The 24,463-nt window shown below is 43.7% G+C and carries 18 protein-coding genes; 13 read left to right on the top strand and 5 right to left on the bottom strand.

Annotation, left to right across the window (positions count from 1 at the left end; translation table 11 throughout):
* Positions 1–699 precede the first annotated feature (699 nt).
* The 4 genes from IOD06_RS11450 to IOD06_RS11435 all read left to right on the top strand — a co-directional run bounded on the left by IOD06_RS11450 (position 700) and on the right by IOD06_RS11435 (position 2,928).
* Positions 700–1,185 carry a hypothetical protein gene (locus tag IOD06_RS11450; RefSeq protein WP_194620992.1) on the top strand — a complete coding sequence of 162 codons (486 nt, stop codon included), beginning with the start codon at positions 700–702 and terminating at the stop codon, positions 1,183–1,185.
* 252 nt (positions 1,186–1,437) lie between these two features.
* Positions 1,438–1,629 (top strand): colicin E3/pyocin S6 family cytotoxin, encoded by a 192-nt coding sequence (locus IOD06_RS13835; RefSeq protein ID WP_227670034.1) that lies wholly within the window; start codon positions 1,438–1,440, stop codon positions 1,627–1,629.
* On the top strand, positions 1,622–1,951 hold the full coding sequence (locus IOD06_RS11440) for a hypothetical protein (protein WP_194620990.1): 330 nt from the start codon (positions 1,622–1,624) through the stop codon (positions 1,949–1,951). The genes IOD06_RS13835 and IOD06_RS11440 overlap by 8 nt, the downstream gene beginning before the upstream one ends.
* Positions 1,948–2,928 carry an ImmA/IrrE family metallo-endopeptidase gene (locus IOD06_RS11435; protein WP_194620989.1) on the top strand — a complete coding sequence of 327 codons (981 nt, stop codon included), beginning with the start codon at positions 1,948–1,950 and terminating at the stop codon, positions 2,926–2,928. Before IOD06_RS11440 ends, IOD06_RS11435 begins: the two co-directional genes overlap by 4 nt.
* A gap of 6 nt (positions 2,929–2,934) precedes the next feature.
* On the opposite strand, the gene IOD06_RS11430 is transcribed toward IOD06_RS11435, so the two are convergent.
* Positions 2,935–3,195, bottom strand: a complete 261-nt coding sequence (locus IOD06_RS11430) for a DUF1289 domain-containing protein (RefSeq protein ID WP_194620988.1) — start codon at positions 3,193–3,195, stop codon at positions 2,935–2,937.
* 187 nt (positions 3,196–3,382) lie between these two features.
* On the opposite strand from IOD06_RS11430, the gene IOD06_RS11425 reads away from it, so the two are divergent.
* From IOD06_RS11425 to IOD06_RS11415, 3 genes are all read left to right on the top strand, one after another.
* Positions 3,383–4,015 carry a YqiA/YcfP family alpha/beta fold hydrolase gene (locus IOD06_RS11425; protein WP_194620987.1) on the top strand — a complete coding sequence of 211 codons (633 nt, stop codon included), beginning with the start codon at positions 3,383–3,385 and terminating at the stop codon, positions 4,013–4,015.
* 110 nt (positions 4,016–4,125) lie between these two features.
* On the top strand, positions 4,126–6,012 hold the full coding sequence (parE, locus tag IOD06_RS11420; protein ID WP_194620986.1) for a DNA topoisomerase IV subunit B: 1,887 nt from the start codon (positions 4,126–4,128) through the stop codon (positions 6,010–6,012).
* Positions 6,013–6,156: 144 nt separating this feature from the next.
* Positions 6,157–6,855 carry a lysophospholipid acyltransferase family protein gene (locus IOD06_RS11415; RefSeq protein WP_194620985.1) on the top strand — a complete coding sequence of 233 codons (699 nt, stop codon included), beginning with the start codon at positions 6,157–6,159 and terminating at the stop codon, positions 6,853–6,855.
* Between the two features lie 82 nt (positions 6,856–6,937).
* Here IOD06_RS11415 and IOD06_RS11410 read toward each other — a convergent pair whose 3' ends face one another.
* Positions 6,938–7,720, bottom strand: coding sequence for an SDR family NAD(P)-dependent oxidoreductase (locus IOD06_RS11410; protein WP_194620984.1), 783 nt, complete (start codon positions 7,718–7,720; stop codon positions 6,938–6,940).
* Between the two features lie 285 nt (positions 7,721–8,005).
* On the opposite strand from IOD06_RS11410, the gene IOD06_RS11405 reads away from it, so the two are divergent.
* Positions 8,006–9,616, top strand: coding sequence for a hypothetical protein (locus IOD06_RS11405; RefSeq protein ID WP_194620983.1), 1,611 nt, complete (start codon positions 8,006–8,008; stop codon positions 9,614–9,616).
* Between the two features lie 205 nt (positions 9,617–9,821).
* Here the strand turns inward: IOD06_RS11405 and IOD06_RS11400 are convergent, their stop codons facing one another.
* Positions 9,822–11,516, bottom strand: coding sequence for a mechanosensitive ion channel (locus IOD06_RS11400; protein WP_194620982.1), 1,695 nt, complete (start codon positions 11,514–11,516; stop codon positions 9,822–9,824).
* A gap of 499 nt (positions 11,517–12,015) precedes the next feature.
* Here IOD06_RS11400 and IOD06_RS11395 point away from each other — a divergent pair, with 499 nt between their 5' ends.
* Entirely contained in the window at positions 12,016–12,747 is a 732-nt protein-coding gene (locus IOD06_RS11395; RefSeq protein WP_189586963.1) for an FKBP-type peptidyl-prolyl cis-trans isomerase, read from the top strand.
* Positions 12,748–12,881: 134 nt separating this feature from the next.
* On the opposite strand, the gene argA is transcribed toward IOD06_RS11395, so the two are convergent.
* Positions 12,882–14,204: an amino-acid N-acetyltransferase gene (gene argA, locus IOD06_RS11390; protein WP_189586965.1), complete on the bottom strand. Its 1,323-nt coding sequence runs from the start codon at positions 14,202–14,204 to the stop codon at positions 12,882–12,884.
* 468 nt (positions 14,205–14,672) lie between these two features.
* Here argA and IOD06_RS11385 point away from each other — a divergent pair, with 468 nt between their 5' ends.
* The gene (locus tag IOD06_RS11385) at positions 14,673–15,272 is read left to right on the top strand and encodes a hypothetical protein (RefSeq protein WP_010201301.1); all 600 of its coding nucleotides are present in this window, start codon (positions 14,673–14,675) and stop codon (positions 15,270–15,272) included.
* Positions 15,273–15,498: 226 nt separating this feature from the next.
* On the opposite strand, the gene IOD06_RS11380 is transcribed toward IOD06_RS11385, so the two are convergent.
* Complete coding sequence (locus IOD06_RS11380) at positions 15,499–16,497, bottom strand: patatin-like phospholipase family protein (protein ID WP_194620981.1); 999 nt, start codon at positions 16,495–16,497, stop codon at positions 15,499–15,501.
* Between the two features lie 382 nt (positions 16,498–16,879).
* Here IOD06_RS11380 and recG point away from each other — a divergent pair, with 382 nt between their 5' ends.
* The 3 genes from recG (at position 16,880) to IOD06_RS11365 (ending at position 24,153) form a co-directional block, all read left to right on the top strand.
* A complete protein-coding gene (gene recG / locus IOD06_RS11375) occupies positions 16,880–19,246 on the top strand; it encodes an ATP-dependent DNA helicase RecG (protein ID WP_227670026.1) in 2,367 nt (788 codons plus the stop codon).
* Positions 19,247–19,756: 510 nt separating this feature from the next.
* Positions 19,757–21,055, top strand: a complete 1,299-nt coding sequence (locus IOD06_RS11370; protein WP_194620980.1) for an efflux RND transporter periplasmic adaptor subunit — start codon at positions 19,757–19,759, stop codon at positions 21,053–21,055.
* On the top strand, positions 21,052–24,153 hold the full coding sequence (locus tag IOD06_RS11365; RefSeq protein WP_194620979.1) for an efflux RND transporter permease subunit: 3,102 nt from the start codon (positions 21,052–21,054) through the stop codon (positions 24,151–24,153). Before IOD06_RS11370 ends, IOD06_RS11365 begins: the two co-directional genes overlap by 4 nt.
* The last annotated feature ends 310 nt before the right edge of the window (positions 24,154–24,463 follow it).

The raw sequence follows: 24,463 nt of genomic DNA, 5'->3' as shown, positions 1-24,463 counted from the left end.
CTCAGAAGTGAAACATCGTAGCGCCAATGGTAGTGTGGATTCGTCCATGTGAGAGTAGGTCATCGTCAGCTCTCTATTCTAAAAGCTAAACCCCCTTACGCGAAAGTGTAAGGGGGTTTTCTTTGTGCGTAAAAAAATAATATATGTATCTATAGTGTTGACTCTTCATAACTAAAGCAGTCGTTCGCAAAATACCTGCGCCAGTCCGTATCCTTATGATGGGCGGTACTGTGCCAACGGCGGAGATTGTAGATGCTCTGCAAGTATCATTCGTTATCGTACCTTTGGTCAATGCGGACAATAACCAGCACGCTGCGAATGAAAATATGCGCATGGGCAATTATATTAATGGCGTATGTACTTTTTATAGTCTAGTTACTAGTCCTTTATAAATAGAGATGGCGTAGGGTGGTAATGTTAATACTTGATCGACTATGACAATATTGCAATGGTAGTGCCTGATCTCTTCTCAAACTTAAGAGTGAAGTATAGTAGTGCAAATGGTAGTGTAGTTTGCTAATGTGAAAGTAGGCCATCGTGACTCTCTATTCTAAAATTAAAGCCCCTAACGTTAATCTGCTGGGGGCTTTTTTAATATAAAGATTCCTGTAATCAACAAGTGTAGAATAATGTATGATATGTACCAGAGTAAAGTGTTAGTTCTAGCTTAGTCGCCAAACTTTATAAGGAAATCAAGAAATGTCTAGACCAAAAATACAGGGTATGAGAACTTGGCCTCGTAATTTAAGCACTTTGCAAGGGGGTGGATTATCAACGCTTCAAGGTGGTGGGATGTCCACTTTACAATACGGTGGAATGTCTACATTACAGTATGGTGGGATGTCTACTCTGCAATATGGTGGGATGTCTACATTACAATATGGCGGACTATCGACTCTACAATATGGCGGACTATCGACTCTACAATATGGCGGACTTTCAACCTTGCAATACGGCGGTCTATCAACTTTACAATATGGAGGGTTATCCACCTTACAGGGTGGTGGATTATCAAACTTGCAAGGAGGCGGTATGTCAACATTATCTGGTGATGTATATCGAAGTAATATACCTCCTTGGCCATTATTTCTTAGAGAGGTAGAAAGAAGAGGTTTTCACTCTCAAGGCATGTTAATAAGACAGTACTTACCAGAGTTTCTTTGGCCAGAAAACTTTTTCAAGTAATAATTTTCTTAGATATTATTCTGATCAAAAGCAACTTAAATGAATACGATAACACGTACCAACGTTAATATAGTAAGCTAATTTTAGAATAGATCATTATAAGCTATTTGCTTCAAATTTTTCGAGCACTTATGACTCACAATCGTAGAATCTTTAAGATGATGATTCACTTATTATAATAAGACAAGTAAATATATCTAGGAGAAAAAATTGACTAGAAACCCAGTACCTAAACCATCATATCTAGATGGTATGGAGAATCTAGGTTTTGTTCATGGAGATCGTAGATGGAGGTCTCTATGTCAGAAAAGACTTTACACTTGGGACGAGTACCACGGAGAAATAGAAGTGTTTTCAAAAAGGGGGAAACATTTAGGAGTAATTGATGCTATTTCCGGTGAAATAATAAAAGATGCTGTTAAGGGGAGAACCATAGATGTCTGACTCATACCAAAATAGCTTTATTGACTTATGCACTAATGGTGAACTATTGCCAGATGATATTGATGACTTTATCGATGAATGGCATGAATCGAATAGTGATAAGGAGCTTTATAAGTATCTAGGAATGACACATCAAGAATATAAGATGTGGATTCATGATCCTGAATTTTTACCATTTATAATTACTTCTAGAATTCAGAATAGATCAATTGACGATGTTATAAAGGATCACTATGATCTTCCTATGGCAGCACGTGCTGATTCTCCAGAGAATGCTAAGCTTATAATGGAATGGTTAAAAGACTCAGGACTTTTAAATTGAGAAAACATATTGTAGTTAATTATGCTAAGAGACTGCATGAAAAACATTCACTTAGTTTACCTGTAGATCTTGAAAAAGTTGCTCGAGAATATGCTCAGCTTAAGTATACTGATATTCCATTTGAAATCGATGGTATTTCAGCAAATTTAAAAAAGAAAGGAGTAAAACCTAGTATTATTGTCAATACTATGAAAGCTAGAAGAAGACAAAGATTTACTTTAGCTCATGAAATTGGTCATGTGATAATACCTTGGCATATGGGAACTATTTTCGACATTACTGATATCGCTTCCTCATGTGCAGTTAGTTATTGGCAGATGGAAGAAGAAGCTAATGCTTTTGCAACTGAGTTATTGATGCCTACTTCTTGGCTCCAAGAACTTATAATTCAAGATACAAATTTAGCAAGATTGACTTCAAAAATCATAAATCTAGCAGATGTATCAGCACTTGCTGCAACACTCCGTTTGAGATCTGAGCTTCCACCAAACTATATATTTATTGTTGTTAATATGAGCGATATAGTTACTTACTCTGGACGAAGTAACGGAACATATACTACATCAGTAGCTATTGGTACTAGTTGTGATATTCAAATGGAATATCCACATGCAGAAAGTGTTTGTGAATTTAGTATTTTATCAGAAAAGTATTACTGGATTAAAATGCCTGTCGCTACACCTTTGCCTTCGGTTCATTACCGACCTTGGAGAATTATTTTAGAACAAATCTTAGAAGAAATTTCAGACGATTCAGATCAAAGAAATTTACTTAAGCGTCAATTAAATGGTGTTTTAGGGTTCGCTAACGGTTCATTAAAAAGAGAAGGATGTTATGAGGAGAAATTATATGCATCTTGTATGCAAAGGCTATCTTCAAAAAGACACTTAGAAGCTTTAACTAGTCACCATGACTTTTCAGAGTTTTTGACGTCAAAAGTAAAAGATATTGTTTCGAAGCGTAATGCTGACGGTTAAACAAACTTAAAACAACTCACCCATCTCAAACTCTTCCTCGAAATCAAATCCTAGCTGCTCGTTTTTACGTAGCCGCATGAGCTCGATACGCAGCTTACGTCCTGCGATAAGCCTCAGCACCTCGCGTTGCTGCTCTGTTGTCATATGATGCCATCGTTGGCGCTCGGCTCGACTGCGCAAGCAACCAAAGCAATAGCCTTTTTTATTGCTTTGACAGACACCAATACACGGATTGGCAACCTCGAACAGCTCAAACTGTTGATTCATGGCGGCTCCATCGCACTTATCGTTATTCCCTTAACTTGTCTTACCTTATTTTGAAACACTATTATGTCGTAAATAACGGATAATAGTGTGCCGCTTTATTGTTACTGTTTTTGGCGACGCAATGCTATGCTTAGCTTTTATAGTCTATATAAAGTCATCATAACAAAATTAATAAGTGAGATTGTACGTGAACATTATTTATATTCATGGATTGGATAGTGATGCCAACTCGACCAAAGGCATATTATTAGAAAGCTATTGCCAGCAGCATCATGCTGATATTAACGTATATCGCCCAGACCTTAATAGCGCACCTGCGCAAGTATTTGAGCAATTAGTTAAATTGATAACCGAACTCAGTAGAGAGGATAAAACCGTACTTATTGGCAGCTCGTTAGGAGGCTATTTTTCTACCTTGGTGAGTAATCATACAGGTTGCCCCGCACTATTGCTAAACCCGAGCACTCAGCCTCATGTTACTCTACAGCGTTTTTCTGACACCTCAGTATCAAATAAAGAAAGCAGTGACGAGTTACCTCATAGTAACGTCCTGCATACGACCACTGGTGGTTGGGAAATCACCCCTGCGGATTTACAATGGTTTGCGGATCATCAATTGGTATCCATTAATTATCCGCATAAAATTGCTGTCTTACTCAAAGAAAATGACGAGCTGCTAAATTCTGAACTATCAAAAGACTTTTATCAAACGCAGGGAGCGACGGTAGCTGTGCAAGCGGGTGGTGATCATAGATTTACGGATTTTGGTGAACAGCTACCGATGGTGATAGATATGCTACAGCGTTTGTTATCGACTTAAAGAGACGACATTATCTGACGTGAGCGACTGACAATTAGCGTTACCGTCGTTATTTTTGGTTATAATGGTTCAATAGAATAAATGAGCTGTGAATATTAAGGGAAGCATTTGTGAGTGAATATAATGCGCAATCGTTAGAAGTTTTAGAAGGACTTGAGCCGGTACGTCGTCGGCCGGGCATGTATACGGACACCACCCGTCCGAACCACTTGGCACAAGAGGTGATTGATAACTCCGTCGATGAGGCGTTGGCTGGTTATGCTAAGACCATCAAAGTTCAATTGCATAGTGATGGCTCGCTGTCAGTTGAGGATGACGGGCGCGGTATGCCGACCGATATCCATCCTGAGTTTAAACAGTCAGGGATTGAGCTGATTTTGACCCGCTTACATGCTGGCGGTAAGTTTTCGACCGCTAATTATGAAGTTTCGGGTGGTCTGCATGGTGTCGGTATTTCGGTCGTCAATGCACTATCAACCCGCGTTGAAGTCACCGTATGGCGTGATAGTACACAGTTTGAAATGGCGTTTGAAAATGGTGCGCCAGTTACGCCTTTGACGGAAACGATCAGCTCAAACAAGCGCAAACGCGGTACGAAAGTACATTTTTGGGCGGATGGTAGCTTCTTCGATACGCCCAAGTTTAATGTTAAACAACTCAAGCATAATCTGAAAGCCAAAGCAGTGTTGGCCGCGGGTTTGACGATTGAGTTCGTCGATGATATTAATAATGAAAAAATCGTTTGGCAGTTTGCCGATGGGGTTGTTGAATATTTAAACGAACAGTTAGATGGTTTAGAGACCTTACCTGAAGCACCTTTCTACTATAATTACGATGCGAAAGCGGGCGAACGTGCAGCCATTACCTTTGCACTGTCTTGGTTGCCAGATGGCGGTACGCCCATTCAAGAAAGCTATGTCAACCTTATCCCGACTGCTCAAGGCGGCACGCACGTTAATGGTCTGCGCACTGGTATTCTAGAAGCCTTACGCGAGTTTTGTGATATTCATAACTTATTGCCGCGTAGCGTGAAGTTGACGGCAGAAGATGTATGGGATGGGGTCAATTATATCCTGTCGCTTAAGTTTTCTGAGCCACAATTTTCAGGGCAAACCAAAGAGCGTTTATCGAGTCGAGAAGCTGCGGGTGCAGTACAAACGCTAGCAAAAGATGCCTTTAGCCTGTGGTTAAATCAGCATGCCGATATGGGTGCTCAAATTGCCGAGTTAGCGATTAATAAAGCGGGACGTCGCCTAAAATCTGCCAAAAAAGTCGCGCGTAAAAAGATTACTCAAGGTCCTGCATTACCGGGTAAATTGGCTGATTGCCGTGGTGATTTACGCGATGGCGCAGAGTTGTTTTTGGTGGAAGGAGATTCAGCGGGTGGTAGTGCTAAACAGGCACGAGATCGTCATTATCAGGCCATATTGCCACTGCGCGGTAAGATTCTAAATACATGGGAAGTGTCGTCAGATACCGTGCTGTCGAGCCAAGAGATCCATGATATTGCCATCGCTATCGGTGTCGATCCGGCGTCAGACGATTTGTCCGAACTACGTTATGACAAAGTATGTATTTTAGCTGATGCGGATTCTGATGGTCTGCATATTGCCACCTTGATTTGCGCATTATTCGTTAAGCATTTTCCTGCCTTGGTCGATGCAGGACATTTATTTGTCGCCATGCCGCCGTTATATCGCGTGGATGTCGGTAAAGACGTGCATTACGCGTTGGATGAGCCTGAGCTTGCCCACATTTTGGCCAATGTACCGGGCAATAAAAAAGCGCAAATTACGCGCTTTAAAGGGCTGGGTGAGATGAGTGCAGAGCAGCTGCGCGAGACAACCATGAATCGTGATACCCGCCGCTTAGTGCAGTTAGATATGGACGATATGGTGCTCACCAATAGCGTCATGGATATGCTGCTCGCCAAAAAACGCTCTGCTGACCGTAAAACTTGGCTTGAGGATAAAGGCAACTTGGCTGATATTTCATAAGGTATCGTAATAATGAATACTAGATAGGCTGATTGCTCACTGTAGAGTCGAGTAAGAGATAGCGCAATAAAAGGCTGTAAAAGGCAATTTAGTGGCATAAACTTAATGGTATTATGTAGCTATCTTTTATAATCTGGTGCCGTTATGACATCGAAGTTTACCCATCGCTCTAAGTTGCCAACTGCTGCTAATTCTGCACGCTCTAAAATATTGCCAAAGCTTAGCAAAAAGGATTTAGGGCATTTAATTCCCAAACGGGGCGGCACAATTGCTCCAGTGATAGCTTCTTTCCTGTTAAAAACCTCAGGATGGCGAATCGTTGGTGAAATTCCAGATATCTCGCAAGCGGTGGTATTGGCATTACCGCACACGTCAAACGTTGATGGCGTCTATGCATTACCCAGCTTGTTTGCCTTAGATTTAAAAATCAGCATTATGGGCAAACATACGTTATTCAAAGTCCCAGTATTGGCGCAACTATTACGTTGGATGGGTATTATTCCCATCGATCGTGGTAATAAAGGCTCTGTGCTACAAGCGAGTATTGATAAGTTTAAGACCGGTGAGCCACTGTTTTTGGGATTATCTCCAGAAGGCACGCGGGAATATACCAAAGACTGGAAGACAGGATTTTATTACCTAGCAGTGGGTGCTGGTATCCCTATTTTACCAGTGGCGTTAGATTATAATACCAAAGAAGTGCGTTTTTTATCTGCTGTGTATCCTACTGGAGATATCGAGGCTGACTTGCCAAAAATCTATGCTCAATATAAAGGGGTGATACCAAGACATCCTGAGCGCTTATCGCAACCACTACAGGATGTTAATAATTCAGCCGATTAGGTCTATCTTGCGAATACGAGCGTTTGAACCTCTTATGAATGGTTAGTAAAACGCTCATATTTGATTACAAAGATAGCAATGGCTAGAATTGAGGCTGACCGTTAGAAGCATTAACCCCACCGTCCACCGGTAAATTAACACCGGTAATCATCGACGCATCATCACTCGCTAAAAAAGTAATCGCGGCGGCAATATCCTCTGGCGTGGCCAGACGACCAAGTGGGCAACGATCTAAGAATTTATCAGTTTTGGCATCATTATTCTGAATGGCACTGGTCATGTTTGTCTTAGTCACGCTTGGATTAACCGCGTTGACACGCACTCCATCAGGACCATGATCTAAGGCGAGGGTACGCGTTAAATTGCTAACGCCAGCTTTGGCAGCATTGTAAGCGGCCATATTCCAATCACCACCGACCCCTGATAATGAGGAGACATTGACGATATTACCTTTGGTCGCTATCAAATGTGGCATGGCTGCCTGACAAACATAAAAAGTACCGTTTAAATTCACATCAATCGCTGATTTCCAGTCTTCAGCCGTTAGCTCAGTAATTTTACCTTGGGTGGCTTTACCTGCATTGTTCACCAAAATATCAATTTTTTCAAACTGATCAATGGCTCTTTTAATCATTTCTTGCACTTGGCTCTGCACACTAATGTCACAAGTGATGGTCATATAATTATCGGTATGAATCCACGTACGGTCTTGTGGGAATTCTTTGGCTGTTTCTGCCAACGTATCGGCAGTCCGTCCCACTAAAACAACACTAGCACCTTCCTGAGCAAAGCGAATGGCCGTCGCACGACCAATACCTGAGCCTGCCCCTGTTACGATAACGGTTTTTTCTTTAAAACGTTTCATAGTATTCAGTCCTTGTTTTTATATGCAAATAATAATAGTCACTACATAAAAAATGAATGAGCAGACCCTAACGTAATGGCTGCACTATAAATCAATGCCTCAGCTGTGCTACTTTTATGTCATCATAACAAGTCATTGCTTGGAAAGCGACTTTGTATAATTGCACTTATGTAGTTTACTTTTTCTTTATTGAATTATGCCTATCATCCTCACAAAAATGGCATGATCTTTGTAAGTTGCCGTGTAGGGTACGTTATATTTCATTGATAATAAAAGGTTGAGACTGTGTTCAATTCGATTACTGGCACATCTGATGGGGGTTATCTGGTCAATGAGTTGGCCTGCTACCTAAAGACAGATGCTTTAGACATTGCTTTACCTAACATGCAAGCGATAGAGATTCGTTATGAAGCTCATTATACAGCTCGACAGTATCACTATCATTTGCCACTAGGTAAGCTTCAACTATTAGCGCTCATCTTATATCTGCCTTCTGAGACCAGCTTGGCTAATATCGAAACAGTACGTATGGCAGCGGTTAAAGCGGTGCTAGCATGGCAAAAGATTAAGACTGACTCTTCTCAAGATAAAGACAACCAGGCGCTTAGCTATGACGTATTGGTCGTCGACATCAAGTTCAGTGAGGACGCTAATAGCAATAACAGTGACAATAATATTGAACACAATAATGACAACAATAATAATGACAACAATAATAATGACAACAATAATAATGACAACAATAATAATGACAACAATAATAATGACAACAATAATAATGACAACAATAATAATGACAACAATAATAATGACAACAATAATAATGAACATAACCGTCAGCGCAATCAGTTACCGAAGCGCTTAAAGCACGAATTTGCAGCGCGCTATTTTATGGAAAATTTGGTCGTCGATATGAGTGACCACGCACAGCGACTGCAAGTATTTAGCTGGCATGATTGGGGTTCGATAACGCTCGCATTACAGACGCCATGCGAGCTGTGGCGATTCTTAGGGTATCATCTTGACCAGCTCCAGCGCTCGGTCGCCAGCCATGTCGCGAGTTTTGAATCTGAAGACATGCTTGTCACGCAGTTTTTAAGCAGTGCGCTCTTATTTGACCATGCTATTACGATCGATAATGCCCTTATCAAATATGGTATTCAGCAAGCACCAAATGCTGCCTTGGTAACCATGACCTTAGCTCAAAAAAATAAGAGCCAAACTGCCCAGATGTATCAACAACATAGGCAACAAGCAGCAACACTCTGGTCGCAACTTAGTACGCAGATGATCGACACGGTCAGTGCAGAGCTGACAGCTCAAGCAGACACCGAGTCTCTAAAGCCACAGTTCTCTCTTTGGCAGCAGCAATTATTAGATGAATCCGCGTTTTCGCGGCATGAACTGATTCGAACTTTATATAGACACCCACAACAAAAGCCGGCGTTGCAAAAAACTGGCTATGTGGTACATCAGCATTCATATGAAAATCTTGGTCGGCATTATGTGCTGATATTTTATGGGCAAGATTTGGCGGGGCAGAACAGTAAAGCGGCTATTCAGCCAAACTTACAGAAAATTGCGCAAGATGTCGCTACGCGTCTGCCGATGGCTGAGCTACACCATGTCATCATACTTGGTATAGATTTTATCTCTGATGCTGGCGAAACCTTTATAGATATCGATCTGTGGATTCAACCCGTGAATAATATGACTCAGCGCGAACGTCAACTTACCAAGCAAATACAACGTCTCAAACAGCAAGGTGCTGAGCAGCAAGATATTCAGCAGCCAGTGGCTAAGAAGCAAGCGGCTAAGAAGCCAAACGAGCCAGTAAATGATTTGCCTCAGATCCGTCTCAACCTTTCTATTCCAGCCCGTAAAGATAAGCTATAAATCGATACTATAGTCAATGAAAAGTAATATCAGTCAATGAAAAGTAATATCGATACATCAGCAGTATCGTAGCGTTTTGGGGTATTTTGACTATAGGTAAATTTGTCGTCGTTCAACTTAAAGAAATCATCCATAATACAAACACCCATAAAAAAAGACAGCCTGAGCTGTCTTTTTTTGTTCGAAATTATACTTTCATAAAGGTTTATTTATTGGTGTCGTCGATAAGACCGCTACCAGGTAATAAATCGTTATTAGTCGTAGTTCCAGTAGTTCCAACATCAGTAGTATCTACAGGATCTGTACCAAGTTTTGTGGTATCGACCGTATCTGTACGTAAGTTGGTAGTCGAGGTAGTTGGTGCACTCGGCGTATTCTCACGAACTGAATCAGCAACTTTGTCTTGCGTTGATGAATTAGGCGTCAAAGCAGACTTCGTTTTCGCTTCAGTACGCTCTTTGTCCATTTTGTCCTGCATCTTGCGTAGGAAACGTGCTGCTGCTTCTTGACCGCCAAGACCGAATGATAGAGCAAAGGCAACGGCGACAGCACCTAATGTTAGGCCAAATGCTAAGTTAACGATAGAGTCAGCAATACCCATCGCTTTTAGACCCATGGCTAATACCAAGCCCATGATTAATACACGTACGATGTTTGCTAAGAACTGTGAGCCTTGCTCAGAGCGCTCAACGACACCAGCAATGATATTGGCAAGCCAGAAACCGATGAATAGAATGATCGCGCCCAAAATGATGTTGGCACCGAAAGCGATAAACATCGTGATAATAGCTGAGATAGGCTCAAAACCTAATAAATCAGCGGCTGCGATAGCGGCAAACAGCATGGCAAAAAAGATGATCGCATAACCAACAAGGTCAGAAACTCTTTTATCACCCATGGTTTCTTGTAAGCCAACTTTCGCAGGCAACTGGTTGATCTGAGTGTTTTCGATCAAGCCTTTAATAATATTAGCGACCATACGTACCACGTAGAAAGTCACTACTAGGATAGCCGCTGCCATAAAGATGTTTGGCAAGGCTTCCATGATTTTGTTCAGCATATTCGTCGCAGGACGAGCAATCACTTCGATTTTTAACGCATTTAATGCGGCAATAATCGTTGGGATAATCACAACTAAAAACGCTAATGAACCTGCGATATTAGGTAGGCTGTTTTGCTCGTTCAAACCTGCTTTTGACGCCAACTCTTGCACGTTAAAAGTAGAAACAAGGTTGGTCACAATGCCGCGTACAACTTTAGCAATGATATAACCAACGACAAATACCACACCAGCAATTAGGATGTTAGGAATAAAGCTGAAGATTTTGTCTACCATATTAGTCAATGGAGCAAATAAACCATCAAGCTCTAATTGGCCCAATACCATGGTTAGAACAACCAATAAGATGAACCAGTAAACCATATCAGCAATCGTGCTACTCATTGGTTTTACGCCAGCTTTAGCGCTTAAACGCTCATCCATTGATGTTTTGGCCAATGCAGCGTTGATCGCTGTGCGGGCAACAGTTGCCACAACCCAACCAATCACACCAAGAGCAATAGCACCGATCAGATTAGGAATGAACGCCAATACTTGGTTAACCATATTTGCAAATGGTGCTGAGATAGAGTTCAAGTTCAACTGACTAAGCGCTCCTGAAATGGCAATGATAAAGATAAACCAAAAAATAATCTTAGAGATAATACCCTCTAGATCATAGGTTTTGCCAGTAGAAGAATTCATACGTTGATTAAGATTCACTTTAGACAGCACACCGCGTACCAGTGCCGCGATGCCTAAGGCTACGAGCCAGCCAATAATAAATATTAAGATAGCACCAATAATGGAGCCGATCGGCCCACCAAGATAACCATTAAAAGATGTAAATGTTGGATTCATCTTATCCTCCTTGAATCATCATATATGAGCTGTGAAATAACAAAGGTAACCATCACAAATAGTAGGTAATCAGCACTTTAGTTATTGAGCAAAATCATATAGATGGTAATTATAAATAGTGTTTTTAGTTTAAGTTATACAGGGACATTATAGTGACTGGAAAAGTAATACTACTATAGGAAAATGTGGATCTGCGATGGCCATACATCTCTATTACGCAATGTGGCTACCGATATCCCAATATATAGAAGTAAAACTGACGTCCAGTTACTTATCACCTTAACTAATTTAGCTTAGCTGATGTATTGATAGATTTAAAGACAGAAAGCTTAACCTGTTACTATATTTGTGTGATAACTTGTTATTTTTGCGAGAAATGTTAACACAGACTGTACATTGGCCCGATAATTTCATCCTAAACATGGCTCCTAAAACTAAGATTTGTTATTATAGAAATATGTGACATCTCGCCACTATACTTACAATTTGAGAGTACTCTATGAAAAAAATCACTACTTTAAGCGTTAGTGCACTTGTTAGTGCTATGTTATTAGTTACCGGTTGTAGTACTAATAATGGTAATCAAGAAACCTCTAGTCAAAGCGTTTCAGTGACTGAAAAAAGCCCAGCCAATGAAAAAGTGGGTTATAGCTTGGGCTATATGATGGCAGAAGGTAACAAAGAAGCGGTCGGTGATCTCAACCTTGATACCTTTGAAAAAGGCTTCCGTGATGGTTATGAGGGCACTGATTCCGCACTGACACAAGAGCAAATGCAAGAAGTATTGATGACCTATCAAAAAGAGCAAGAAGAGAAGTTTGTCAAAGATATGGAAAGCAAAGCGACTGACAACAAAGCCGCTGGTGAAGCATTCTTAGTTGCAAATGCGAAAAAAGAAGGCGTGAAAGAGACGGCTTCTGGTCTACAATACAAAGTAATCGCTCCAGGTACTGGTAAATCACCAAAAGCGACTGACGTGGTTGAAGTAAACTACGAAGGTAAATTGATCGATGGTACGGTATTTGACAGCTCTTATGAGCGTGGTGAGCCGATTGAATTCCCACTAAATCAAGTTATCGCTGGCTGGACGGAAGGTCTACAGTTGATGAAAGAGGGCGGCAAATACGAGTTTTACATCCCATCAGACATCGCTTATGGCGAGGCAGGTAACTCAGGTATCGAGCCTAATAGCACTTTAATCTTTACGGTTGAGCTGTTAAAAGTAAAATAATGCTGCGATAAAACGTAATAATCTGCACCGTCCTACGTTTCGTCCTAAAACAGAAAAAGCCCTCATAAATATTATGAGGGCTTTTTGTTTGGACGTGGTTTAGTTCACTGTTTACTCATCAATTGAGTCACTCGTTAAAGTGTCTTTTGGAAGACTTTAGAGTTACGTCCGTTATGATACTTTTCTTGTCGTGCTTCTGGTAAGGCGCTTGCTTCAACTTCTGCAAAGCCTTGTTCAACGAACCAATGGGCGGTACGAGTCGTCAACACAAACAATTTGTGCAAACCATGGCTGCGCGCTTGCTGCTCTAAAAACGCTAGCAAATCCGCACCTCGGCTGCCGCTACGATATTCGGGATGAACAGCGACACAAGCGACTTCTGCCGCATCTGCATCTAATGGATAAAGCGCTGCACAGCCCAGAATCATACCATCACGCTCAATCACACTATAGTGATCAATCTCTTGCTCCAAGCATTCACGCGAACGACTGACCAAGATGCCTTGTTCTTCTAACGGTAATAACAGTTCAATAAGTCCCACGACATCGTCGATATCTGCTCGGCGAATTTCTTCATAAGGGTCGTGGCTAATGAGCGTACCAGAGCCATCACGAGTGAATAGCTCTTCTAATAATGCACCATCTTTGGCATAAGAGATAATATGGGTGCGATGAACGCCTTGACGGCAAGCATTACTGGCGCAATTTAAAAAGTAGTTGATCTCACAATTTAGATCACGGCCACGTAAGAAACGATCGACTTCGTTTGGAATCATTTCGCGTAGCAAGCGATCATCGTCATTGATACCCGTTTCTTCACCTAAGAATATCAGCTTATCCGCGCCAAGTGCGACGGCAGCACTCAATGCCACATCTTCAGCGAGTAGGTTGAAAACTTCGCCAGTCGCTGAATAACCCATCGAGCCTAAAATGACGATATGATCGTGGAGTAGGTTGTTTTTGATGGCCTCAACGTCGATAGAGCGCACTTCACCCGTCATTTGATAATCGACACCATTACGAATGCCATAAGGGCGGGCGGTGACAAAATTGCCTGACACGGCATCGATGCGCGAGCCGTACATGGGTGAATTGGCCAGTCCCATCGATAGCTGTGCTTCAATCTGTAAGCGAATGGCACCAACGGCTTGCAAGATAGACGGCATCGCTACACGCGGCGTCACTCGAATGTCTTCATGCAACGGCGAGGTGATATCAGTGCCTTGCAGGTTGTTTTCGATTTGCGGTCGGGCCCCATGTACCAATACCAGCTTGATGCCCAAGCTATGTAACAAGGCGAAGTCATGAATAAGCGTACTAAAATTCGGGTGATTGACCGCTTCACCGCCAAACATGATCACAAAAGTCTTACCGCGATGGGTATTAATGTAGGGGGCAGAATTACGGAACCAATGAACGTATTCGGGATTAATCTGTGGCATGGCGCTAGTAGTCATAATGGGAGCAGTAGTAGTCAGAATAAGAAAAAAGGACGTGACAAAAAATGCCAGTCGCTAAAGAATTACCATAGCAAAAAACGCCGTTGTGAGCTATCTTTTATTTCAGTAGCGTTCATCAATCTTTGTAGTAAATTGACAATATACACAACCTCAACACGTGGTTAATGTACCTACAAACGCTTTTTGCTATGCTAAGCGCTATTGCTTTATAGACAGCTAACGCAGATAATCAATAAAAATGAACGTTACTAGCATGGAGCGTATATGATGATAGCCTACTCATAATCTGAGATGTCGTCATTAAGTGTATTGCTCATATAAAGTCTCGTCTATCCAAACCGCGAGAAACTTAAAAAGTTAAAGCGATAAATGTCAGAGTTTAAAAGCATTGAAAATGCATTAACCAGACAGTCAGGTTTTGCCAGCTGCGTTTTACCGATATATTAACTAGGGATAATGAAAGTCATGAAAAAAAGTAACCATTTTGCTAATCCTTTTAGCGCTTTTAGCGGACACCGTCTGTTTCACGTGATCGCTGGTACGCTCGTCGGCGTCATGGCTGTGACCCAAGCCTCAGCGATGCTGCCGACCCCAGAGCAAGCAGTTGATAATTTAGCTACCATGCAGTCAAGTACCAATCAAGCAAGCACCCGTAGCGGTAATTCTAGTGTGCAAGCCGTTAATACCAAAATTACTGCCTCGTTGATCAGTGTTGATGCCAATGGTCAGGAGGTCTTGGTACCTGTTAATGCCAACACGCGCTTGCAAGCAGGCAACGTCTTAGAGTATCAAGGGTATTTTACCAATACCAATGCTGATCGAGTACGCAAAATGACGGTCACCATGAGTATCCCTGAGCAAGTAGAATTATTGCGCGCGGTCTCGCCTGACTTCCCATATGGCAGCACCGATGGCGATACTTTCGCCCGTATGCCGCTACGTGGCAAGGTGGACAATCAATTACAAGAAATCCCATTCAAATACTACAAAGCAGTACGCTGGGATATCGAAGGTGTTGGCCTCAATGATACCGTAGCAGTGAAATACCGCGCCCGCGTTAAATAGATTTGCTTATTAATTGATACAGTCTGTTTAAGCAGAATTGATTTAGTTAACGGCAAAAAGCACCACAGTTCATGACTGCGGTGCTTTTTTAATGGCTGAGATTCTAATTTTGAGGTTAGCTTGTCGAGGATTTACTATATATAGTCAGTGAAAAGTAATATCGAACCATCACGCACTGCTGATATCAGCAACACCGTCGCGTTTTTAAGATATTTTGACTATATCGTTATAAAGTCGCATATTTAATCTGTGATTTTTCTTTAATTAATTGTTTAATCGCATTGATTTGTGGTGTGGTGGCTTGCGTGCCAGCAACAATAAGGGCGCTACGTTGACTGGTATCTAATGAGCTGATATGACCGACATCAGGGGTAATCACAATATCAGCACGCGCGCGTTCATTGCGCATTGATGCGCTGTGCTTGGTATTTGAATAAGCAGCGTTGGCGGTTAAATTGTTTTCAAGTAAGCCCCAAAAGCTACTCAATGAGGTGATAGTGGGTAAGAGATTGCTTGTTATGTTCTTTTTATTCGAGGTAGGCATCGTCACATCGACAGCGATGATGATATCTGCCCCCAAGTCACGAGCGCTATCGACAGGCACTAAGCTGACCACACCGCCATCGATATATTTTTTGCCGACTTTTTCAGGAATACGCGGGGCAATAAAAATATTAGGTACGCTACAAGATGCTTGAACGGCAAGCCCAGCATCTCCGGTGGTAAAGATAGCCTTTTTTAGCGTGTGCTTTTCAGCCGCGACGGCAGCGAAGTGAATGGGAAATGACTCTATAGGGCGACCACCAACTTTTGCATTAATAAAGTTTTTGAGTTTGATACCTTCTATAAATCCTTGGTTGGATAAAGTGAAGTCCGTCAATTCGCTGTCAGTGGTGGTCAATGCCAAGCGCTCAAGCTGTGCTGGCGTGTAGCCGCTAGCGTATAGACTACCAACCAAGCTGCCGATGCTCGTACCAACGACCAAGGTTGGTTTGATACCGTTTGCCTCTAGAGCCTTAATCACGCCAACATGCGCAAAACCTTTGGCACCGCCGCCGCCCAACACTAACGTAACTCTGAGTTCATCTGCTATAGGCGTTAATGGTGCCGGTGCTGGTGTCAGTGTGCTACAAGCGTTAGTGCCTAGAGCCAATACAGCAAGCACACTGATACGCAGGAGTATTAAATGATGATAAAATTGAGGCAATAGAGCAGGAGCAAACATAAAAAAGACCTTATAAAATCATCGTAAATTAGGGCGTGTTATCAATTAGCACATTTATATATTTAGTGGTCTTAAAATGGCTAAATTTTGCTAAACATCGTCAGAAATTTTGCCAAATCGACAAAGCTACTTATCGACAAAGCTACTTATCCATAAAATAGACTGGATGTATTTCTCTGCAAAGTGTCTAAACGCAGTATTACTAAATAGCTTAGCATAATCAATCATGTTGTCAGTTATAATGAGACTGATTCAGTATTTTGATAGCTGGTTGATTGCTATCACCTTTGCAGCTCGTTACTAGCAGTAGAATGCTTAGGGCGTGTCCTAATAAGACATTTTGCGCTTACGGAATTTAAAACCAATATCGTTAGGATTTTTGATGCCCATGTCGGTCAGTCACGCTTCAGCTCCTTCCTCAGCCCAGTCAACCGCTCATGGGATATCTGAGCAACCTCTATCGGCACTCGATATGCCAGTGACGGCGTTGGCAGGCGTCGGCTCCAAAGTTGCTGAGCAACTCGCGCAGTTGGGTATCGTACGAATCTTTGATTTGCTGCTGCATCTGCCACGAGATTATGAAGACCGTAGCCGACTGGTATCGATAGCAGACGTGGGGCATGGACAAGCCGCATTAATCACTGGGCGTGTGGTACACGTCGATGTCAAGCGTAGTGGCATGACGGTGATTGTAGACGATGACACCGATACGATATCATTGCGATTTTTTAAGGTCTATCGTGGTCTGGCGCAGACCATGAGTTTGGGTACACAATTGCAATTGTTTGGCGAAGTAAAAGTCAGCCGTTATGGCAAGCAGATGCACCATCCCGAATATCAAATTATCACTGATAGCAGTGCGATGACCAATACTGGGTTGCAGCCCATTTATCCCAGTGTCAAAGGCTTGCATCAGAATAAATTGCGTACTTTGATTAAGTTGGCACTACAAACGGTGCGTAGTCAGGGTCTACCGATGACGCTGTTTACCAATGAAGATTTTGCCGTCGTTGCGGATTTACCATTGGTACCTTTTGAACCACCAAAAAAATCGGTAATAGAGGCGTATGAGTCTGAAGATATTTTTTCGACGCTCGCCCGTAGTGTGCCCGACAATGCTACCAGTAATAGTGTCAATAAAGCCCAGCCCGCTATTTATGATGCAACGTATGACGCGATGAATCATAATCTCGATACGATGGCCGCTAATAATGTCTATACCCTGACGATATTTGAAGCCTTGGTACTATTGCACACTCCACCAACTTATACCGATGCTGGGCGGCAGTATCAGCTATTGACCCAACTAAGTGCTCGCACCCATGCTGCTTGTCAGCGCTTGATCATTGAAGAGTTGACCGCGCATCAACTCAGTCTATTGTATCGTCGTCAGCAATTGCATCAGCATAAAGCCCCTAAATGTGCCACTAAAAGCCCATTGGCTGATCAATTATTTGCCGCGTTGCCGTTTGATTTAACAGGCGCGCAGCAACGAGTGATGAAAGACATCACGGCCGATATGGCGACTTCTATTCCGATGCTACGACTGGTACAAGGGGACGTGGGCGCTGGCAAAACGTTGGTGGCGGCAGGTGCCGCAGGATATGCGCTTGATAGTGGCTGGCAAGTGGCTGTTATGGCACCCACAGAGATTTTAGCAGAGCAGCATTTGGTTAATTTTAAACAATGGTTTGAGCCCTTAGGTGTTGGGGTCGGTTGGCTGGCGGGTAAACAAACCGCAAAGCAGCGCCGCGAAGCGTTGGTAGCTGTGGCTGAAAACACCGTGCAAGTGGTCGTCGGCACCCATGCGTTATTTCAAGAGCAAGTACAGTTTGCTAAATTGGGCTTGGTTATTATCGATGAGCAGCACCGTTTCGGTGTCGAGCAGCGCATGGCTTTGACCAGTAAAGGCGTAGCCAATAGCACACCACATCAGCTAATAATGACGGCAACACCTATTCCGCGTACGCTAGCGATGAGTGTCTACGGCGATATGGATACCTCCATCATTGATGAGCTGCCACCGGGTCGCACGCCAATTACGACGGTGACGATTGATCGTAACCGCCGTGATGAGGTGATCGAACGTATTGCGATTAATTGTGAGGCGGGCAGGCAAGCGTATTGGGTTTGCTCGCTGGTGGAAGAGTCTAGCGTGCTGGATGCACAAGCCGCTGAAGCCACTTACGAGGACTTAAATGAGCGCTTAAATATTCGTATTGGTCTTGTCCATGGCAAGATGAAATCCGTTGATAAACAAGCCATCATGCAAGCATTCAAATCCGGAAGTCTTGATTTGTTAATTGCCACAACGGTCATCGAGGTTGGCGTCGACGTGCCGAATGCTTCGCTAATGGTTATCGAGAACGCCGAGCGTTTGGGTCTATCGCAACTACATCAGTTGCGCGGACGAGTCGGGCGTGGTTCGACCAAAAGCTTCTGCGTTCTACTATACCAAAAGCCATTGTCGGAGACGGGCACTGAACGTCTAAATGTATTGCGCGACAGCACCGATGGCTTTGTTATTGCCCAAAAAGATTTGGAACTGCGCGGGCCAGGTGAGCTGTTAGGCAAACGTCAAACGGGCAATGTTGGTTATTATTTGGCGGATTTGATTCGTGATGAGCAATTATTTGCGATTGCCCAGCGTCTCGCCAAACACTTAATTGCAGATCCTGCACGTAAAGCAGATGTCAGCCAGCTGATCCATCGCTGGATGCCAGAAGCCAGCCGTTACACCAATGCATAGCAGAGTTTTTCTCTCTGCATTCTTACCGAATAATTCGGGATGCTATTTATCCTTGTTAGTCATGCTCATTATTTTATGTCAAATTATGAATATAAAGAGCGAGCGAAATCAATGATTTATGCATCATTTTTTCTGCCATCGCTTTAGTTCATGAAAATAGCTCTTTGGTAGTTTTTATTTATTAATACTAACTCATGTGTTCGCTGATTGTCATTGATATGCATCGAGTAGTGTGGCAATTTATGAGGTTGCATCATTATCGTGTTATTTGTACCACTACTTTTCAACTGTCTGAATATTTATACAAGGATGTATTATGAAACAGACGTCTACGCCTGCTTGTGCCACTGTTATCCCATTTTCATTTAGTCAATCTGCCTTTGCTCTTTTACTACTGACCCCATCGTTAGTGGGATAGGCTCGGTATTGCCAGAGTGTGCGATCAAAAAACACATTCCAATGACCGACTATCTTAATTTTTATTATTGCCCGTATTTATAGAGACCTATCATGAGCGATCTTGAAGAAACCAATCCTAAACCATCTTCTCAATCTGAGTTGCCACCATATCGTCAACCTGACACGCTGGCTAATGCTAATAAGTCTTCGTCGAAATTGCCGCTATGGTTGTTGCCAGTATTGGGCATTGTGCTGGTCATGGGTGTTCTGCTTGGAAAATACTGGGGTGCTAGTGATAAAGCGATGAATGACGGGGCGCTAGCATCTGCCAGTACACAAAATGATGGCCCCCTTACTAGCGACGCTAGTACAGAACAATCTGTATTATCGGTAGAAACGGTGATGCCAAGCCAAGATACGATTGGCAATACGTTGAGTGCTGACGGCACCATCAATGCCAAGGATGTGGCTAATGTCAGCGCTAAAGTCAATGGTGTGGCTATTGAGCGTGTACTGGTTGAGGAAGGTGAGCGGGTCAAAGCAGGTCAAGTATTGGCGATATTTGATACTGATGCCATGGAGCAGCAAGTTTTGCAAGCAGAGGCCGATGTGGCAGAAGCTGAAGCAACGCTTGCCAATGCCAGCGCTGATGCCGCACGTGTCTTGCCATTGGTAGATATTGATGCCATTAGCAAACAAGAGGCCGATCGCTATCGTACCTCTGAGATGCGTGCTAGAGCGTCTTTGCAGGCCTCCAAAGCCCGTTTAAATAATCAGCGCTTGACGATAGACAATTCAAAGGTTGTGGCGCCTGTCAGCGGTATTATCAGTGAAAAAATGGTGGAAGTTGGGATGGTGGCTGGCGGTGAGCCACTGTTCACGATTATCAAAGGTGGTGTTTTGGAGTGGCGGGCAGATATAGATCCTAAACTTATCGGTGACATCAATGTCGGCACATCGGTGCGAGTAGGATTGCCAAATGGTGATTCAGTGATGGGACAAGTGAGCCGTATCGCACCGACGGCGGAAAATAACCGCCAGATCACTATTTATGCGAGTCTAGCGGCCAACTCAAAAGTACGCGCAGGCATGTATCAGACTGGTGAGTTTCTACTAGGGAGTGCCAGCACCCAAACGATTCCTAATAGCGCCATCGTCAGCAATGACGGTTATGATTATGTGATGTTAGTGACCAGTCTTACAAACCAAGACGGTAAGTCCATGGGTCGTATCAAGCAACAACGAGTGACTTTGGGCGCACGACTTGGCGAGAACGTAGCAGTGCTAGAGCCTCTGCCAAGCGATAGTCGTATCGTGAAGCAAGGCGGTAGTTTTTTGAACGATGGCGACCTAGTGCGTATAGTTAATGGTGTGAGCCAAACGAGTACAGCAACGCAGGCACAATCATGAGCTTAAACGTCTCCGCTTACTCGATCAAAAATCCGCTCGTGGCTATTCTGCTATTTGTGCTCCTAACCTTAGGCGGCATCTATGGCTTTATGAAAATGAAGGTACAGCAGTTTCCAGATATAGACTTGCCAGCGGTGGTCGTCACGGTGACCCTACCTGGGGCTGCGCCTTCGCAGCTCGAAAACGATATCGCAAAGAAAATTGAAAACAAACTAACCAGTATCGAAGGTGTGAGTCATATTCGTACTACCCTACAGACGGGTGCGGCGACCATTGCCACCGAGTTTACGTTAGAAAAAGACATTCAAGAAGCGGTCGACGATGTACGTTCGGCGGTTGGCGAAGTGCGTGGCGATCTGCCAGCCGCCGCCAACGATCCAATCATTACCAAGGTATCTACCGCAGGATTTCCGGTCGTTACTTACTCTGTCGCTGCTAACAATATGAGTGTAGAGGATCTGTCATGGTTCGTAGATGACACGATCACTAAACGGCTCTCTGATATACCAGGTGTCAGTACAGTCGGTCGTATCGGCGGGCTTCAGCGTGAGATTACGGTCGCAGCTGATCCTATCACTTTGAGTGGTTTGAAGTTTTCGATTACCCAGCTGTCACAGCAAATAGCAGGTATTCAACAAGACAGCTCAGGTGGTGAAGCAGAAGTGGGTAAAACCACCCAAACCATTCGCGTTTTGGGCGCGGTCGAGCGTGCAGGCGAGCTTAATGACCTACAAGTGGCTGTCCCTACAGGTGGCACTCAAGCGCTTGGACGTATGGCGCAAATCACTGATGGTGCGGCTGATCCCAGCTCTATCGCTAAGCTCGACGGTCAAACGGTGGTTGCATTTAATATCACTCGCTCGCGTGGTGCCAGTGAAGTTGAGGTGATGGAACTGGTCGATGACGAGCTTGCCAAGTTGACTGCCGATGTGGGCAATATCAGTATCGAAAAGGTCTATGATCGAGCGACGCCTATTGCGGAAGACTACCAAGCTTCATTACGTATGCTGATCGAAGGTGGCTTGCTTGCCGTGGTGGTGGTATTTCTGTTTTTACGCAATATTCGGGCGACCATTGTTGCCGCTGTGGCGTTACCGCTGTCAGTAATTCCTACCTTTTTAGGCATGTACTTATTTGGCTTTAGTCTCAATATTATCTCACTACTGGCATTGTCATTGGTCATTGGAGTACTGGTCGATGATGCAATCGTCGAGGTCGAAAACATCATCAGGCATTTAAGGATGGGCAAGACGCCTTATGAAGCGGCGATGGAAGCCGCTGATGAGATTGGTTTGGCTGTTGTCGCCACTACCTTTACCTTGATTGCTGTGTTTTTACCGACGGCCTTTATGGGCGGTATTGTTGGGCAGTTTTTCCGTCAATTCGGTTGGACGGCTGCGTTATCGATTTTTGCATCGCTTATGGTGGCGCGTTTGATCACACCTATGATGGCTGCATACATCTTACGACCCGAGAAAAAGCATGTCGAAAAGCAAAGTGCATTGATGACGTGGTATCTCAAAATTGTCTCGTGGACGCTTCATCATCGTTGGCTAACTATGGGTGCAACGTTGGTGTTGTTTGTGGCCTCGTTGGCATTAGTGAAACTACTACCGACTTCTTTTATTCCAGACAACGATATTGACCAAACCCGTGTGGCTATTGAGCTAACCCCTGATGTGTCGCTCGCAGATACGGAGCGCGTGTCAGCGCTTGCCAGTGCGCGTATTTTAGCCATGCCTGAGGTGACGAACATCTTTACGTCAGTGGGAGAAGCACAAGCATCCCTGAGTTCAGAGTCTGGTGGTAGCAAAGCGGAGAATATTGCCAGTTTGGATATTGTGCTTGCACCGCGTGCGGAGCGGGGCACTAAGCAAGAAATAGAACGTAAAATCAGTAAGTTGATGACAGAAGTACCTGGCGCTCGCTTTACCGTTGGACTATCAAGTGGTGGTGAGAGTGGCTATAATTTTTCGTTAACCAGTACCAGTCCACAGCTGCTTGAGCAGACTGTTCAGCAGATTATGACTGAAATTCGAGGTTTGCCAAGCGTAGGTGCTGTGACTAGTGATCGCAGTTTGCCACGTCAAGAGCTCACCGTCACGCCTGATAGACTGGCGATGGCTGATAAAGGCGTGACCACGCAAGATATCGCTACGACTTTACGTGTGGCGACTGTCGGCGACTATGAGCAGCGTTTGTCTAAGCTCAATCTTGATACGCGTCAGATTCCTATCGTGGTACGCCTACCAGATGTTGCCAAGCAAAACGTCAGTCAGTTAGAGGGCTTGTATGTACCAAACTCACTGCCAGCAGGTCAAGGGGTACGTGTGGGCGAAGTCGCTGCGTTAGATTTTGGCACAGGTCCTGCTCAGATAAGTAGGTTGGATCGAGAGCGCGCTATTAGCATTACGGTGCAGCCGGCAGATGGTGAGCTGGGCGATTTGGTACAAGCGGTTAAATCAGTGCCGACCATGCAACAATTGCCGCCTTCGATTACCATCATCGATCAAGGTCAAGCCGAAAATATGGCAGATCTCTTTAGTGGCTTTATCATTGCGATGTCAGTGGGTGTGGTTTGTATATTAGGCGTGCTTATCTTACTATTTGGTCGTTTGTTGCAGCCATTTACCATTTTGATGGCATTGCCTCTATCGATAGGCGGTGCGTTCGTCGGCTTGGTTATTACCAACAGTAGCCTGTCGATGCCCTCGATGATTGGTTTTATTATGCTCATGGGCATTGCGACCAAAAACTCGATTCTGTTGGTTGATTATGCCTTGATTGCCCAGCGCCGAGGGCTGGCACGTTTTGAGGCGATTATTGATGCCTGTCATAAGCGTGCGCGTCCTATCATCATGACCACCATTGCAATGGGTGCAGGTATGTTGCCATTGGTATTTGGTTGGGGTGATGCAGATCCTACCTTTAGGCGACCGATGGCAGCAGCGGTATTGGGTGGTCTAGTGACTTCAACGCTACTGAGTTTGGTGGTCATCCCAGTCGTCTATACGTTGATGGATGATCTGTCAGGATGGTTTGCTAAATGGCTTGTGCCAAGTGGCAAAGAGCAGACAACGACGGACAGTAAAATATGATTTAACGTCTTTATTTGATCGTATACATGACCTAGCATTAGTAGTAATAATGCTAGGTCTAACACAGACAAGCCCATACTTATTGATTAAATATGGGCTTGTTGTCATTTTATAAGCACACAAGCACACAAGCACACAAGCACATAAGCACATAAGCACATAAGCACATAAGCACAAAGGATGTGATTGCCCTGCTAGTTACTATCGCAAAGCCATGCATGTCATTATGAATCCAATGTCTCTCTCGACAATCATGCTGAACATTCCGATTGAGGCGGCAAAGCGATATTGTTGGTGATTCGTCGCCTTT

The organism is Psychrobacter sp. N25K4-3-2 (assembly GCF_015351755.1).
In the GTDB taxonomy this organism is placed as follows: Bacteria; Pseudomonadota; Gammaproteobacteria; order Pseudomonadales; family Moraxellaceae; genus Psychrobacter; species Psychrobacter glaciei.
The sequence above is the reverse complement of the archived record's forward strand: the minus strand, read 5'-3'. Positions and strand labels throughout refer to the sequence as shown.